The organism is Burkholderia sp. Bp8986 (assembly GCF_003854225.1).
Taxonomy (GTDB): Bacteria; Pseudomonadota; Gammaproteobacteria; order Burkholderiales; family Burkholderiaceae; genus Burkholderia.
This window is the reverse complement of sequence record NZ_QTQM01000023.1, coordinates 51,108-64,682: the sequence shown is the minus strand read 5'-3', so window position 1 is coordinate 64,682 and position 13,575 is coordinate 51,108. Positions and strand designations below refer to the sequence as shown.

The window sequence follows — 13,575 nt, the reverse complement described above, 5'->3', positions numbered from 1 at the left end:
GTGTCAGTGCCGGCGCAGGTAGCGGTACACGGTATTGCGCGCGAGCCCGAGCTCCCGCGCGGCGGCCGATACGTTGCCGCCGTGCCGTGCGAGCACGGCATCGATCACCGCGGCCTGGTGGCTCTGCAGCGTCGTCGCTTCGCGCACGTCGGCCGGTGCGGCTTGCGCCGCGGGTGCGTCGTCGCAGTCGAGCCAGAAATCGTCGGGCAGGTGCGCGAGCGTGATTTCGGCTTCGTCTTCGGCGAGCATGCCGGCAGTGCGCAGGACGTTGGTCATTTGCCGCAGGTTGCCGGGCCAGCGGTGCCGCATGAACGCGTCGAGCACGTCGGCCGCGAGGCGGCCCGGCATCGGCTCGCTGCGCGCCAGCCGCGCGAGGATCCGCTCGACCAGCGCGGGCAGGTCGGTGCGCGCGGCGAGCGGCGGCAGCGTGACTGCGAGCCCGTTGATCCGGTAGAACAGGTCTTCGCGGAAGGTGCCTGCGGCGATCATCGCGCGCAGGTCGCGGTGGGTCGCGCAGACCACGCGCACGTCGACCGGCACCGCGCGTGCGCCGCCGAGCGGCATCACCGCGCGCTCCTGCAGCACGCGCATCAGCCTGACCTGCTGCGCGAGCGGCATGTCGCCGATTTCGTCGAGAAACAGCGTGCCGCCGTCGGCCTGCACGATCTTGCCGGGGCTGCCGCGCTTGCGCGCGCCGGTGAACGCACCGTCCTCATAGCCGAACAGTTCGGCCTCGATCAGCGAATCCGGCAGCGCCGCGCAGTTGACCGCGACGAACGGGCCGTCCGCGCGCGGCGATGCCTGGTGCAGCGCACGCGCGAGCCATTCCTTGCCGGTGCCGGTCTGGCCGAGGATCAGCAACGGCAGGTCGCGTCCGCGGATCTTCGCGACGCGTTCGAGCACGGCGGCCATCCGCGCATCGCCGGTGTCGAGCGTCGCGAACGTGATCGCGTCGGGGTCCGGCGCCCGCGTGCGCATGGCGGGGGCGGGCGGCGTGACGGCGACGGCCGTCTTGTGCGCTTCCGCGAATTCGCAGCGGGCGAGCACGCGCACGCCGGTCGACAGCGTGAGGCGGAACGGTGCGCCGGCCGCGCGGGCCGCCTGCTGCGCGAGTTGGCCGAAGTGCATGCCGAACAGCGCGTCGCAGCCTTGATGCTGCAATGCATCGAACGTCGCGCCGAGCTGGAATTGCGCGCTCCGGTTCGCGGCGATCAGCCCGCCGTCGGGGCCGAACGCGACGAGCCCGGCGAACAGCGAGTCGACGCAATCCTCGTGGGCGTGGAAGCGCAGCCGCAGCGCCTCCGCGCACTGGTTCGCGAACAGGTGGTTCTCGATCAGCTGCGCGGACATCCGCACCAGCGCGAGCGTATGGGGGCTGAAGCCGCGCGGGTCGCCGCTCACGTCGAGCGTGCCGAGGGTGCGGCCGAACGGATCGATGATCGGCGCGCACGAGCAGGTGAGGATATGGTTCGCGCGCAGGAAGTGTTCCGAGCCGTGCACGGCGACCGCCTGGCCCGATGCGAGCGCGGTGCCGATCGCGTTGGTGCCGCGCGCGCCTTCGGCCCATGACACGCCGGTGCACAGCGCGACGCGGTTCGCCTTCTCGATGAAGTCCGCGTCGCCGATGCTGTGCAGGATCACGCCGTCGGCATCGGTGAGCAGCACGAGGCTTTGCGTGTCGGCGATTTGCGCGTGGAGGTCTTCCATCACCGGGCGCGCGTGCGCGAACAATGCGTGGTTCGTGTCGAGCAGTTCGCGCAGCGCGAGCCGCGACAGCGGCGAGAAATCGGGGCGCTCGTTCGCGCGCAGGCCGACCGCGGTCGAACGGGCATGCGCCTGCGCGAGCAGGTCGGTGCGGCCCGCGGTGGCGGGCAGCACGAAAGATTGAGGCATGTCTTGTCTCCTGTCGGCCCAAGTTAGCGCTTTAGCGCTTACTTGGGCCCCATGCTTCGCGGTCGGTCCGAGTTGGCGCTTTAGCGCTTACTTGGGCCCCATGCTTCGCGGTCGGTCCGAGTTAGCGCTTTAGCGCTTATTTGGGCCCCATGCTTCGCAGTCGGCCGGAGTTGGCGCTTCAGCGCTTACTCTGGTCCCACGCTTCGCGGTCAACCCGAGCCCGCACATCAGCGCGTTCCGAGGCCCCCGCTTCGCAGTCGAACCCTTTGACGCCCTGCACCGCACCATCCGCCACCCGGGCCGCCGTCGATATCGCCTCATCATACAAGCGCCGCGCACGTTGTGCGACTGCGTACAAAAACCCCTTGCTTTTAAGCGCCCGCCTGCAATGATGGAAATGGGACACGCACGCGCCGTGTTCCGCATCGCAACATGCATGCGACGCGACATGCATCCGTTCGGGAGACGCATCATGGTTCGGACGGAACTGAGAGTCGTGCTGGCGGCCATCGCCACCTTCATCATGCTGGGCGGCATCGCCGTGGCGATCCACGGGCTGCTGTTCGACCTGAGCGACGCGGTGCAATACGGAGCGGCCGCGATTGCGGCGGGCGCCACGACCGCCGCGATCGCGCTGAACGTCTGGCCCACCGATCCTCACTGACGCCGTTCGGCAAAACGGTGCCGGATGTCGCGCTGGTCAGAGGAAATGCGCGTCGGAACGACGCACATCGCAAATTTTGCCTCCTGCGCGAAACCGTCTAAAGTGGAATGCAACCGGCATGCATTAGTCCGCGCCATACCCCGTGGATCGTGCCTCTGCCGGCGAGCCCGCGTAAATTTTCGTCCGGCCGGTAGCGGACGACGGACGCGGTCATTTGCTTTCTACCGGTCGAGGCGGCTCCCATGCAGATCCATTTCACGAATGAGAAGCCCGAATATTCGGGGCGCGACCTGATGCTTGGTTTCACGGCGCTGGTCAATGGCGAGCGCGTCCAATGTCAGATCACCGCCGAGGCGCTGGAGGATCATTTCGGTGCGGCATCGCCGCGCTTCGAGGACATGGTCGGTGCGTACGATCAGCACCGCGAGCGGATCGAGGCAGCCGCACGGCGGTTGCTGTCCGAGACGCGCGCGCAATGCGTGACGCTGCGCAGCGGCTACGTGCGCTTCTACGAAGCGAACTGGCGCTGAGCCGGACGACCGGGCAGCGACGGAGCGGGCGCCGGATACCGGCGCCCGTGTCATATCGGCGCGGGCTCGTCCGGTAGATCGATCGCTTGTGCGGGACGATGCGCTGCACGGTCCGGGCATCGTGCGGCGCGATGGCGTGCCCGCGTTCCGTTTCGCTTGATCCCGTTTCGCTCAATCTGAGTCGATCAGCGCGTACGCGCCGCCCGTTGCGTCGTGCGTGCGCGCGATGCGTGCGAAGCCTGCGTCGGCGAGGTGCATGCCGGCAATCAGCAAGCGATCCGAAGCGACTTCGGCGAGCGTGGCCGCGCGGGTCGCCGATGCCTGCGACGGATCGTGATCGAACGCGATCGACACGTCGGGGCGAGCAACCTGGATCGGCGCGAAATGCACGAGATCGCCCCAGATCAGCAGGCGCTCGCCCTGCGATTCGACGCGATAGCCGGTGTGGCCGGGCGTGTGCCCCGGCAGCGGCACGGCGGCGATACCGGGCAGCACGTCGCCTGCCGCGATGGTGCGCAGTTGCGCCGCGCAGGCGTCGAACGCGCGCCGCGCGATTCGGACATTGATGCGCGCTCGCTCGCTGGCTCTCTCGTACATATCGTCGTCCAGCCAGAACATGCGTTCCCGTTCGTCGATGAGCACCTCCGCTTGCGGAAAGGCCGGGCGCCCGTCTGCGTCGAGCAGGCCGCCGATGTGGTCCGGATGCGCGTGCGTCAGCAGGACCGTGTCGATCTCGCGTGCATCGATGCCGGCTTGCGACAGCGACGGACGCAGCAGGCCGCCCCAGTTCCGGATGCCGCCGGCACCGGTGTCGACGAGCACGGTGCGGCCGTTGCCGCGTATCACGTAGCAGTTGATGTTGACCGCCGACGGCGTATGCATGCCGGCCCGGTGCATGATACGGGCCGCGTCGTCGACGTCGATGTTCGACAGCAGGTCGAGGCCGGCCGTCAGCGTGCCGTCGCTGATCGCGGTCACCGTGAAATCGCCGACTTGGCGGCGCGGGAAAGAAGGGCGTGGAATCAGTGCGCTCATGGGGTCAATGTCGGGCGTGAAGGTGGGTGGTGTCGTAGCCGAAGCAGCGGATGCGTGCGATGGATCCGGTGTGGCGGAGAATCTCGCGATCCAGTTCGGCCATGAACCGGTCCATCAATTCAGTGGTGCGAAATGACGCGATGCGAAAGCGGATCTCCGCACTGACCGGATGTCCGCGGCCGAGCCGGATCGGAACGTACGCGACGTGGATCGTGCCGGGTACGGCGCGCAACACCTCGGTGCAGAGCGTCTCGCAGGGTGACGACAGTGCATCGAGTGCCGCGCTGGACGGCATGCTCGTCCCGGGGATGAGAATCGTGACGCTGGGCATGGCCGGGCTCCCGTCAGCGTGCGGCCGACGTCGTTGTCGCGCTGACGAGCCGGTCGCCCATCGGCGCATAGCACCGGATCGCGGCGCCCGACGCATCGGACGCGAGCCGCGCCTGATCGTGATCGAGGACCGCCAGCCAGCGAGCGGCCGGCTGGCGGTCCAGCGCGACCGCATGCATGGCGGTGGCTGCGATACCTGCTCGCGCGAACGGGGCGGCGTCGTCGCACACGGCCAGCCATTGATGGCCGGAGACGGCCGGCGCAGCTGCCGCGCTGTCGTACACGTTACGGCGCCATTCGACGATGTGCGGCTGCCAGCGCGCGAAATTGCCGCCGCCCTTGTCGCGATACTCGGCCGACGTCAGCACGTCCGGGCCGTCGATCGTATGCAGCGCGAGGTAGACTGGGCCGTCGCCGCCGAGGGCGCGAAAGCGTTGCGATGTGCGGAAGCCGGATACCGAGATCAGCGCCGGCAGTTTGACGCGGCTGTAGAAGTCGTTCCACCCGGCTTCGACGGCGGGCTCGGCGATGCTGCATTCAACGGCATAGATCATGACATCTCCACGGGTGGCGAGTGGCCTTCTGAGCGATCGGCCGGCTCGACTGGTTGAGTTTTTGTCATGATAATGAGCGGGAGAATGGGCGGAAAACGATGATTCGTCACCATTCAATGACATTTGATCAAGCCATGACCGACGGCGGTCGGACCGGGAGCAATCGTGACGCGACGCAGGATTCCGAGCAATTCGGCATTGATGGCATTCGAGGCCGCGGCGCGGCATGGGAGCTTCGCGCGCGCCGCCGACGAACTGGCGTTGACGGAAGGCGCGATCAGCCGGCAGATCGGCCGGCTGGAGACGTTCCTGGGCGTCGCGCTGTTCGAACGGGTCGGCAACCGCGTGCGGGTGGCGCCGAACGGCGCGCGCTACGCGGCGCAGGTTCGCGAAGTGCTGGACCGGCTCGAGCGCGACAGCCAGTACATGATGGGGCAGCCCGGTGACGGCGGCAGCGTCGACATCGCCGTGACGCCGACGTTTGCGACGCGCTGGCTGATTCCGCGGCTCAAGGGATTCCAGACGCAGCATCCGAACATCACGGTGCATTTCGCCGATCGCGCCGAGCCGTTCGTACTGGCCGGCAGCGGCTTCGACGCGGCGATTCACTTCGAGCATCCGGCCTGGGCCGGCATGCATACGTACCGGTTGTGCGAGGAGGTGCTGGTGCCGGTCTGCCATCCGTCGCTGCTCGCGGGCGGGCAGCCGGACACCTTGCTGGGCACGCTGCCGCGCCTGCACAAGCGCCAGACGCCCGATGCGTGGTCGGCTTACGTGCAGGAGACGGGATTGCCCGTGAACAATCCGGCCGCCGGCGCCCGCTATGATCTTTACTCGATGCTGATCGCCGCGGCGCTGGCCGGGCTTGGCGTCGCGCTGGTGCCGCGCCTCTATGTCGACGCCGAAATCGCGCAGGGGCTGCTCGCGGCGCCCTGGCCGGACGGGCGGGGCGTGGTCAAGCGCTTCTGTCTCGTGTTGCCGGAGGCGCTCGAACTGGGCGAGGGGCCGTTGCAGACCTTCGCGCGCTGGGTGCTCCGGCAGGCGGACGCGTGACCTGATGTCGCCCGCACCAGGCGGCTACCCGAACGAACACGCGGTCCTGCGGCGTCATGCCGTTCAGTTCTTCACGGAAAGGAAAGGCATCAGGCTTTCGGGCCGCTTTGGTCCGCCGCTTCACGAACCGCCTGTCTGCAAATCCGTCCATCGCGGTTTCGGCTTGTCCATGCCGCGAAGCGACAAGCCGAAACCGGTCATTCAGTCGAACCCGGACTGCCGCACCCGGTTATCGAGCCGGGTTGGTCGCCGTGATGAACGGGTCGAACGACATATGGACGTTACCCTCCAGCAGCAGGTTGATCGAGTATTGAACGTTGGTTCCCGCGCTGTTGACCCGCCCGCCCCACACGGCGCCGTCGAATTGCGGATATTGTTGCGGGTTGACCATGTTGGGAATCGCGCTCCCCCAGAAGCCGAGAATCGCGATGGATTCACCCGGGTCGAGGGAAACGGCGGACCAGACGATCGTGTCGCCGTTTTCGCATTTCGTCCGCAATTCATTGCTGCCTTCCGAACCGTCCCCGCTGTAGCCCGTCGAATCCACCATGAATACATATTTCGGCAGATTGTTTTCGGCAATGGCTTTCGCGACATTGACAATCACGTTTACGTAGATCGTTGCCATGACGACTCCTGATTATGAAACAGGCAATGTTTTTCCGGCCCCATGCCCATTCGCGTGGAGGATGCCCCGTGCGTGCTTGATATATTGAATCACGCCGACCCGAATAAAACCGAAAGAATCACTCCTTTTGATGAGCGGGAAGAGCGCGCGACCACAGAGATTTTCGGCCGTGCAAGCGGAATATAGCAGCCGGATTTTATAAATCAACCCGATAATTCCGGGGATAATTGCGGGCGTCATCAAAGTCATGCGTCGTATCGATTTGCGAAAATATCGATAGAAAATGGTGCTGTGCGACGATTAAGTGATGTCTTGTATTTTTAATATATCAGTCGCCAATATTTCGATTGGATATTTGGGGTAAATTCAATGATTTTTGATACGCCGAAACGCATTGTTTCGCGTAATACAACCATCAATCCCGCCCGGGAAAATGCCCCCGGGCATGCAGCTAGGCGGGCGCCCGCCGAAACAGGGCGCCCATGTGAAACGACCCGGCCGCAAATGCGACCGGGTCGTCAGGGGCCGTCCTTCTCGCCATGCCGTTCGGTTCCGCGACAGGAACCGGGTGGCACTACACCTGAAGGTGGCGTCTTTTGATCATGCCACGCACCGATGCGCGTGCGTCACTCGCTGCCGAGATAGAAGAAGCGGAACAGGAACACGGCCGCGATGATCCACACGATCGGCTTGACCGTGCGGGCCTGGCCCGTCAGCAGCTTCAGGCCGCCGTAAGCGATGAAGCCGAACGCGACGCCGTTCGCGATCGAGTACGTGAACGGCATCAGCAGCGCGGTCAGCGCGGCCGGCACGGCTTCGGTCGCGTCGTCCCACGGCACGTCGACCATCTCGCGCAGCATCAGGCACGACACGTACAGCAGTGCCGGTGCCGTTGCGTAGCCCGGCACGACCCCGGCGAGCGGCGCGATGAACAGGCACGCGAGGAACAGCACGGCGACGGTGATCGCCGTCACGCCGGTGCGGCCGCCGGCCTGCACGCCCGATGCGCTCTCGATATAGGCGGTGGTCGACGACGTGCCGAGCACCGAGCCCGCGACGATCGCGGTGCTGTCGGCGAGCAGCGCCTTGTTCAGGCGGTTCATCTTGCCTTCGACGAGCAGGCCCGCGCGGTTCGCGACGCCCATCAGCGTGCCGGTCGCATCGAACAGCTCGACGAGGAAGAACACGAGGATCACGTTGATGATGCCGGTCGACAGCGCGGCGCCGATGTCGAGCTTGAACAGCGTCGCGTCGATCGACGGCGGCGCGGAGAACACGCCGTGGAACTGGTTGCCGCCGAAGAAGAACGACAGGACGGTGACGCCGATGATGCCGATCAGGATCGCGCCGCGCACGCGCAGGTGGTCGAGCGTGACGATCGTGAAGAAGCCGATGATCGCGAGGATCGTCGTGGGCTTGTGCAGGTCGCCGAGCGTGACGAGCGTGGCCGGGCTGCCGACGATCACGCCCGAGGTCTTCAGCGAGATGATGCCGAGGAACAGGCCGATGCCGGCGGTGATCGAGATGCGCAGCGATTTCGGAATGCCGTTGACGATCGCCTCGCGCACGCGGAAAAGCGTGACGAGCAGGAACAGGCAGCCGGAGATGAACACCGCGCCGAGCGCGGCCTGCCACGTGAAGCCCATTCCCTTGACGACCGTATACGCGAAATACGCGTTCAGGCCCATGCCGGGCGCGCAGGCGATCGGATAGTTCGCGTACAGCCCCATGATGATCGATGCCAGCGCCGCGACGAGGCAGGTCGCGACGAACACGGATTCCTTCGGCATGCCGGCATCGCCGAGGATCGCGGGGTTGACGAAGATGATGTAGGCCATCGTCAGGAACGTGGTGACGCCCGCGAGTATTTCGGTGCGGAAGTCGGTGCCGGCTTCAGCGAAGCCGAAATACCGCTTGATGGATTCCATGAAGGCGTTTTCTCCGGTCGGGTTGTCGTGTTGCTTGTTGTTCGTGCCGAATTGTTGTAAGGCAGCGCGAGGCCGGCCTACTGTAACCAGCCACTATTGCCGCGCTATCGGCGGATTGTAATAGCGCGGATAGCTCGGACGATATAGTCGGGGCACGATCGGCCGCGTTCGCGCGAACGGTCGGACAGGCCGGCCGCGCGAGGAAGGCGCGCATTTTACCGGTTCGGACGAGGCGGGCAGGTAGAAACGATGGAAACGATTCGATGAGGGGCGGCGGGCCGGGCCGGCCGATGCGGGCGCAACGACATGGCCGGCATGCGGCGCGCGGCCGCCGCGCGATGACATGCGATGACATGCGACTGCAATCGCGCACCCGCATGCTGGCCGAACGCAGGACGGTCCAATGCATGCGCGAACGCGCGCGGCATGACCGGCGCGGGTGCGCAGCGGCGTGCAGCGGCCATTCATCAGTCCAGGCGGTTGCAGATATCGGGCTATCCTGCGCCGAACCCGTTCCGTCCGCAACTGTCATTTCGCGACGCGGGCCCGACTGTGGTTTCTGTGTAAAAGATTGCAAGACGTCATCGCGTTAACCGGCAAGTCTTTCTAGGATAGATACACCGCGCGCACACGCCGGCCAGTCGTTGCCGACGCGGGGGAGTCGCAGTCCGTGCAGGGCAGGCGGTGAAGTGCGGTGACGGTCGTTGCGCATTCGGGCAGGCGCGACCGGTTGCGATTGCCCGATGCGGGTTCGTCCGTCATCCCGGAGGTGAGCATGTTGAACTGGATCAGCCGTTGGGCGATGCGGCACGCCCCCACGCCGGAAAAAACCGCTGCGTCGATGCTCGTGACGGCGCGCATGGAACTGTTCGCAGCCGAACAGCGCGTCATCGATGCGAAATTACAGGCGGATTACTGGCGTACGCGGGTGTCATTTCTCGAGGAGGTGCAAAAGCAAGGCATCGACCCGTGGGTGACCTCGCAGGCGGCGCAACGCCCCGACCTCGATGCCACTCCCCGCAGCACGGGCCCGCGTCTCGCCGCCAGCACCTGATGCACGCGATGCATGCAAGGGTTGCGCACGGCGCGCGATCGCTCGCGGCACGCACGCGCGTGCCGCGTCATTCGATACGCACCCGCGACGCATGGCGCCGCGGGTGCGTCCGTTTCCGGATGCGTTGATTCCGCGCGTTCCGGTGTCCCGTCGCGCGACGGAATCGCGCATCGTCAATCCCGTCTTCGCCATCGTCCGGCGAGCAAACGTTGCATTCGCGCGAGCGTGCGTCTCAGCCGTTCGCCGCGCCGCACGTACGCCGTCGTGATCGACGCTTCGGCCGGCCGGTCGTCATCGGTGCCGAGCCAGATGCGATCGCCGCGCGCGATGCGCAGCACGTCGCCGGGTTGCACCCAGTAGTCGTCGACGCTCGGCGGCCGCGTGATCCACAGCGGTGCACCGTGCGCACGAATTTCCGCATCGCCCGGCGCGCGCCAGGTCAGCGTCGTGCGCGGCGCAACCGCGAATCGGATCACGACGGTCGGTAACGCGATCGCGCCGGCGCGGCGCGAATCGGGACGGTCGAACAACGGGCTTGCCTGGTCCATCGTCTTCTCCATTCGTTGAGCCGGACGGATGACGCGCACCAGAACAAAAAGGCCTCATCCGTTTCCGGTGAGGCCTCGTGTGACATGCGGTACTGCTCGGATGCTAACGCACAAGCGCCTCCCGTGATCCATTCTTTCGAATGTTCACCGGGCAATGATTCGCGATGGCGATGAGCTTGAACGTAGGCATGCGAACGAGTTTGTCGATGTCGTACGGCGTTGTCAACGACTATTTTCGAGAAACGTGGCGCGTCACGCGTCGCGCTGGGCGAGGCCGTTGACGAGCAGTTCGGACAGCAGGCCCGTCATGCCGTTCGGATGCGTGGCGGCGCGTGCCTTCAGCTGTTCGACGAGTTCGGCGTTGAGCTTGCACGCGAACGGCACGAGGCCCTGTTCCTGGTCGAGCTTGCGTTGCGCGCGGCGATCGAGCTTCGCCGCGTCCTCGGCGCCCTTGCCGAAACGGGCGGAGCTCGACTGCTTCATCGCGTGCGTCAGCTTGAGCGCCTTGTTCTTTTCTAGATCGGTTTTCTTCATGGCCATCGCGGCACCTCCGGGAAATGAAGCCGCGATTGTACGCATTTCGGCGGACGCCCCCGCCGAAACCGTCGCGAACCCGCCGGCGAACCCGGTCACGCGCCTTTCGTCGTGCCCCAGTTGCCGCCGTGCGCGGCCGCCTGCGCGGCCGGCGAGCGCGCCAGATACGCGAGCGCCTGCTCGGTCGAGCCTTCGTGGTGCGGCGTATAGCCCGGCCTGAAATAGCGCAGCGCCGCGCCGATCACTTTCCAGAACGAAGGCAGGTGCCCGCGCCGCGAACCCTTCCACCACGCGAGCACGAAACCCGGATAGCGGCCCGCGGCCGGATCGCGCCGGTACATGAACTTCGCGCCGCTCGTGATGAAGTAGAGCAGCAGCACGATCACGAACGCCATGTGCAGGCAGCGCTCCGGGTAGTTGCCGCCCATGTGGTTGTAGATGTCGAACGCGACGGTCCGGTGCTCGACTTCCTCCGCGCCGTGCCAGCGCAGCAGGTCGACCATCGTCGGGTCGGCACGGCCTTCGTCGAGCCCGTGCGCGTTGAGCACCCAGTTGCCCAGATAACCGAAGAAATGCTCGAGCGACGCGATCACCGCGAGTTGCTGGCGCAGCCAGAAGCGCGTATGGCCGATCTTCAGCCCGAACGGCGCTTCGCCCAGCACGCGCGTGAACAGCCAGTTCAGCTTCTGCGTGAACGGCTTCGTGTCGATCCCGTGCCGGTCGTAATAATGCTTGAGCACGCCGCCGTGCGAGCGCGAATGCACCGCTTCCTGGCGCAGGAAGCCTTCGGCTTCGTCGCGCAGGCGCGCATCGGTGATGTGCGGCAGCGCCTTGTTGTACACGCGGCAGAACCACAGCTCGCCTTCCGGGAACAGCAGGTTCAGCGTGTTGATGATGTGCGTGCTGCCCGGGTCGTTCGGCACCCAGGTGATCGGCGTGTCGCTGAAGTCGAACTTCACGTGCCGGGCCTTGATCTTGTGATAGTCGGCGGTAGCGGTCATCTGTGTCTCCGTTCCTGTGCGGCGCGCTGCGCCGTCAATGCGATGCCATGCTGATGCGGGCCAGCATCCGGCCGAGCCACGGCATGAAGCGGCCGACGAAGCGCAGCGCGTGCGCATCGGTGCCCACCGCCACGACCGGCCGGTTGCGCAGCACGCCGTCGACCATCGCCTGCGCGACGGTTTCCGGCTTCAGGCCGCGCATCTGGTACAGCTTCGTCGCGCGCTTGCGCAGCCGCGCTTCGTCCTGTGCGTTGGCGCCCGCGTATTGCGTCGACGCCATGATTCCGGTTTCCGCGAAACCCGGGCACACGGCCGTCACGCCGATGCCTTTTTCCGCGAGTTCCGCGCGCATGCATTCGCTGAGCATCAGCACGGCGGCCTTCGTCGTCGCGTAAGCGGGCAGGTCCCGCGACGGCCCGAACGCGGCGGCCGACGCGGTGTTGACGATGTGGCCGCCCGCGCCGCGCGCGGCCATCTGCTGCGCGAACAGCCGCGAGCCGTGGATCACGCCCCACAGGTTCACGTGCAGGATGCGCTCCCAGTGCCGCTCGCTCGTGTCGAGGATGCCGCCGGCCATGCCGATGCCCGCGTTATTGATCACGATGTCCGCGCCGCCGAGCTCGCTGCCGACCCATGCCGCGAGCGCTTCCATCTCCTCGGCGGCGCCGACGTCCACGCGTTTCGCGTATGCCTGCGCGCCGGTCAGCCCGAGCAGCAGCGCGGTGCGCTCGGCGCTCGCGAGATCGATGTCGCACGCGACGACGGTCGCGCCTTCGCGGGCGAACGCGAGCGCCGCGCAGCGGCCGATGCCGCTGCCCGCGCCGGTGACGACCGCGACCTTGCCGCTGAACCGGCCGCTGGTCGCGCGGCGGCGTGCGTTCGCGAGCGCGGGCGGTTCCTCGCCCGATTCGACCGCGTCGATCAGCTGCTCGGCGAGGCCCGCGAAACGCGCGGGATCGGCGAGCGGCAGCCAGTGGCCGGCCGCGACTTCACGGCGGTAGTACTGCGGCACCCAGCGCGACAGGTTCTCGGACAGCGCCGGGCTCACGTATTTGTCGCCGAGCGGCACGATCGTCTGCACCGGTGCATGTGCGTAGCGCTCGCGCGGCGCGAACAGGCAGCGGATGAAGTTCGCGCGATAGAGGCGCACGCCGCGCGCGCCGTCGTCGGCCTGCGTCGGGCGTGGCGTGGCCGGGGTCTTCTCGATCCGGCGCAGCAGGCCCGGCCATGCGCGGCCCAGCCACAGTCGCCAGCCGAGTTCAGGGACGAACGGCAGGTGGAACAGGTACACGTACCACGAGCGCACGAGCTGGCCGCCGAGTTTGCCGAGCGATGCGGGCGTCGGGTGCAGCACGCGTTCGCGCAGCCAGAAGCCGACGTGGTCGAGGCACGGCCCCGAGCACGACGTGTACGACGCGATGCGGCCGGCGAGCCGCGGATCGGTGACGAACTCCCAGCCCTGGATCGAACCCCAGTCGTGCGCGATCAGGTGCACCGCGCGGCCGGGGCAGAGCGCGTCGATCACCGCGACGAAGTCGTCGGTCAGCTTCGCGAGGTGATAGTCGGCCGTGCGCTTCGGCACGCCGGACAGGCCCGCGCCGCGCACGTCGTAGGCGATCACGTAGTGCCTGCGCGCGAGCAGCGGCGCGACCTGCTGCCAGACGCTGCTGTCGTCGGGGTAGCCGTGTACGAGCACGACCGGCGAGCGGGCCGGGTCGCCCCAGGTTCGCACCGCGAGCGTCAGGTCGCCGGAGGCGACGGCCGTTTCGCTGTGGACCGATTCGAACAGGGCCAGCGGCGCTTCGTCGGAAAGAGGCTGCATC

15 protein-coding genes are annotated in these 13,575 nt (G+C 66.7%); 4 read left to right on the top strand and 11 right to left on the bottom strand.

Translation table 11 applies throughout. The features are described from left to right. Positions 1-3: 3 nt before the first annotated feature. Positions 4-1,893: a sigma-54-dependent Fis family transcriptional regulator gene (locus tag DID99_RS20880; RefSeq protein ID WP_124667461.1), complete on the bottom strand. Its 1,890-nt coding sequence runs from the start codon at positions 1,891-1,893 to the stop codon at positions 4-6. Between the two features lie 472 nt (positions 1,894-2,365). On the opposite strand from DID99_RS20880, the gene DID99_RS20870 reads away from it, so the two are divergent. Together DID99_RS20870 and DID99_RS20865 are read left to right on the top strand one after the other, a co-directional pair. After that, positions 2,366-2,557, top strand: a complete 192-nt coding sequence (locus DID99_RS20870) for a DUF2964 family protein (protein ID WP_044846908.1) — start codon at positions 2,366-2,368, stop codon at positions 2,555-2,557. A gap of 242 nt (positions 2,558-2,799) precedes the next feature. After that, positions 2,800-3,087, top strand: a complete 288-nt coding sequence (locus DID99_RS20865; RefSeq protein ID WP_014898618.1) for a DUF1488 domain-containing protein — start codon at positions 2,800-2,802, stop codon at positions 3,085-3,087. 171 nt (positions 3,088-3,258) lie between these two features. Here DID99_RS20865 and DID99_RS20860 read toward each other — a convergent pair whose 3' ends face one another. Genes DID99_RS20860 through DID99_RS20850 form a run of 3 tightly spaced genes read right to left on the bottom strand, consistent with a single transcriptional unit; the run spans position 3,259 to position 5,006 of the window. Continuing rightward, positions 3,259-4,122 carry an MBL fold metallo-hydrolase gene (locus DID99_RS20860; protein ID WP_124485270.1) on the bottom strand — a complete coding sequence of 288 codons (864 nt, stop codon included), beginning with the start codon at positions 4,120-4,122 and terminating at the stop codon, positions 3,259-3,261. A 4-nt stretch (positions 4,123-4,126) separates the two neighbouring features. Then, complete coding sequence (locus DID99_RS20855) at positions 4,127-4,453, bottom strand: hypothetical protein (RefSeq protein ID WP_124667460.1); 327 nt, start codon at positions 4,451-4,453, stop codon at positions 4,127-4,129. A gap of 13 nt (positions 4,454-4,466) precedes the next feature. After that, a complete protein-coding gene (locus DID99_RS20850) occupies positions 4,467-5,006 on the bottom strand; it encodes a sugar ABC transporter (protein WP_124667459.1) in 540 nt (179 codons plus the stop codon). Positions 5,007-5,207: 201 nt separating this feature from the next. On the opposite strand from DID99_RS20850, the gene DID99_RS20845 reads away from it, so the two are divergent. Continuing rightward, entirely contained in the window at positions 5,208-6,059 is an 852-nt protein-coding gene (locus DID99_RS20845) for a LysR substrate-binding domain-containing protein (RefSeq protein ID WP_044846873.1), read from the top strand. A gap of 229 nt (positions 6,060-6,288) precedes the next feature. Here DID99_RS20845 and DID99_RS20840 read toward each other — a convergent pair whose 3' ends face one another. The 3 genes from DID99_RS20840 to DID99_RS20830 form a co-directional block, all read right to left on the bottom strand. After that, entirely contained in the window at positions 6,289-6,687 is a 399-nt protein-coding gene (locus tag DID99_RS20840) for a hypothetical protein (RefSeq protein WP_124485273.1), read from the bottom strand. 12 nt (positions 6,688-6,699) lie between these two features. After that, the gene (locus DID99_RS20835; RefSeq protein WP_124667458.1) at positions 6,700-6,936 is read right to left on the bottom strand and encodes a hypothetical protein; all 237 of its coding nucleotides are present in this window, start codon (positions 6,934-6,936) and stop codon (positions 6,700-6,702) included. A 377-nt stretch (positions 6,937-7,313) separates the two neighbouring features. Next, positions 7,314-8,615 carry an NCS2 family permease gene (locus tag DID99_RS20830; protein WP_044846874.1) on the bottom strand — a complete coding sequence of 434 codons (1,302 nt, stop codon included), beginning with the start codon at positions 8,613-8,615 and terminating at the stop codon, positions 7,314-7,316. A 775-nt stretch (positions 8,616-9,390) separates the two neighbouring features. Between DID99_RS20830 and DID99_RS20825 the strand changes: the two genes are divergently transcribed. After that, positions 9,391-9,669 (top strand): hypothetical protein, encoded by a 279-nt coding sequence (locus DID99_RS20825; RefSeq protein WP_027807295.1) that lies wholly within the window; start codon positions 9,391-9,393, stop codon positions 9,667-9,669. A 173-nt stretch (positions 9,670-9,842) separates the two neighbouring features. On the opposite strand, the gene DID99_RS20820 is transcribed toward DID99_RS20825, so the two are convergent. The 4 genes from DID99_RS20820 to DID99_RS20805 form a co-directional block, all read right to left on the bottom strand. Further along, the gene (locus DID99_RS20820) at positions 9,843-10,217 is read right to left on the bottom strand and encodes a DUF2917 domain-containing protein (protein WP_124485274.1); all 375 of its coding nucleotides are present in this window, start codon (positions 10,215-10,217) and stop codon (positions 9,843-9,845) included. Between the two features lie 252 nt (positions 10,218-10,469). Beyond that, positions 10,470-10,757: a hypothetical protein gene (locus DID99_RS20815; RefSeq protein ID WP_044846876.1), complete on the bottom strand. Its 288-nt coding sequence runs from the start codon at positions 10,755-10,757 to the stop codon at positions 10,470-10,472. An 89-nt stretch (positions 10,758-10,846) separates the two neighbouring features. Next, positions 10,847-11,752 carry a metal-dependent hydrolase gene (locus DID99_RS20810; RefSeq protein ID WP_124485276.1) on the bottom strand — a complete coding sequence of 302 codons (906 nt, stop codon included), beginning with the start codon at positions 11,750-11,752 and terminating at the stop codon, positions 10,847-10,849. A 34-nt stretch (positions 11,753-11,786) separates the two neighbouring features. Next, a complete protein-coding gene (locus tag DID99_RS20805) occupies positions 11,787-13,574 on the bottom strand; it encodes an SDR family oxidoreductase (RefSeq protein WP_124667457.1) in 1,788 nt (595 codons plus the stop codon). Position 13,575: the final 1 nt, after the last annotated feature.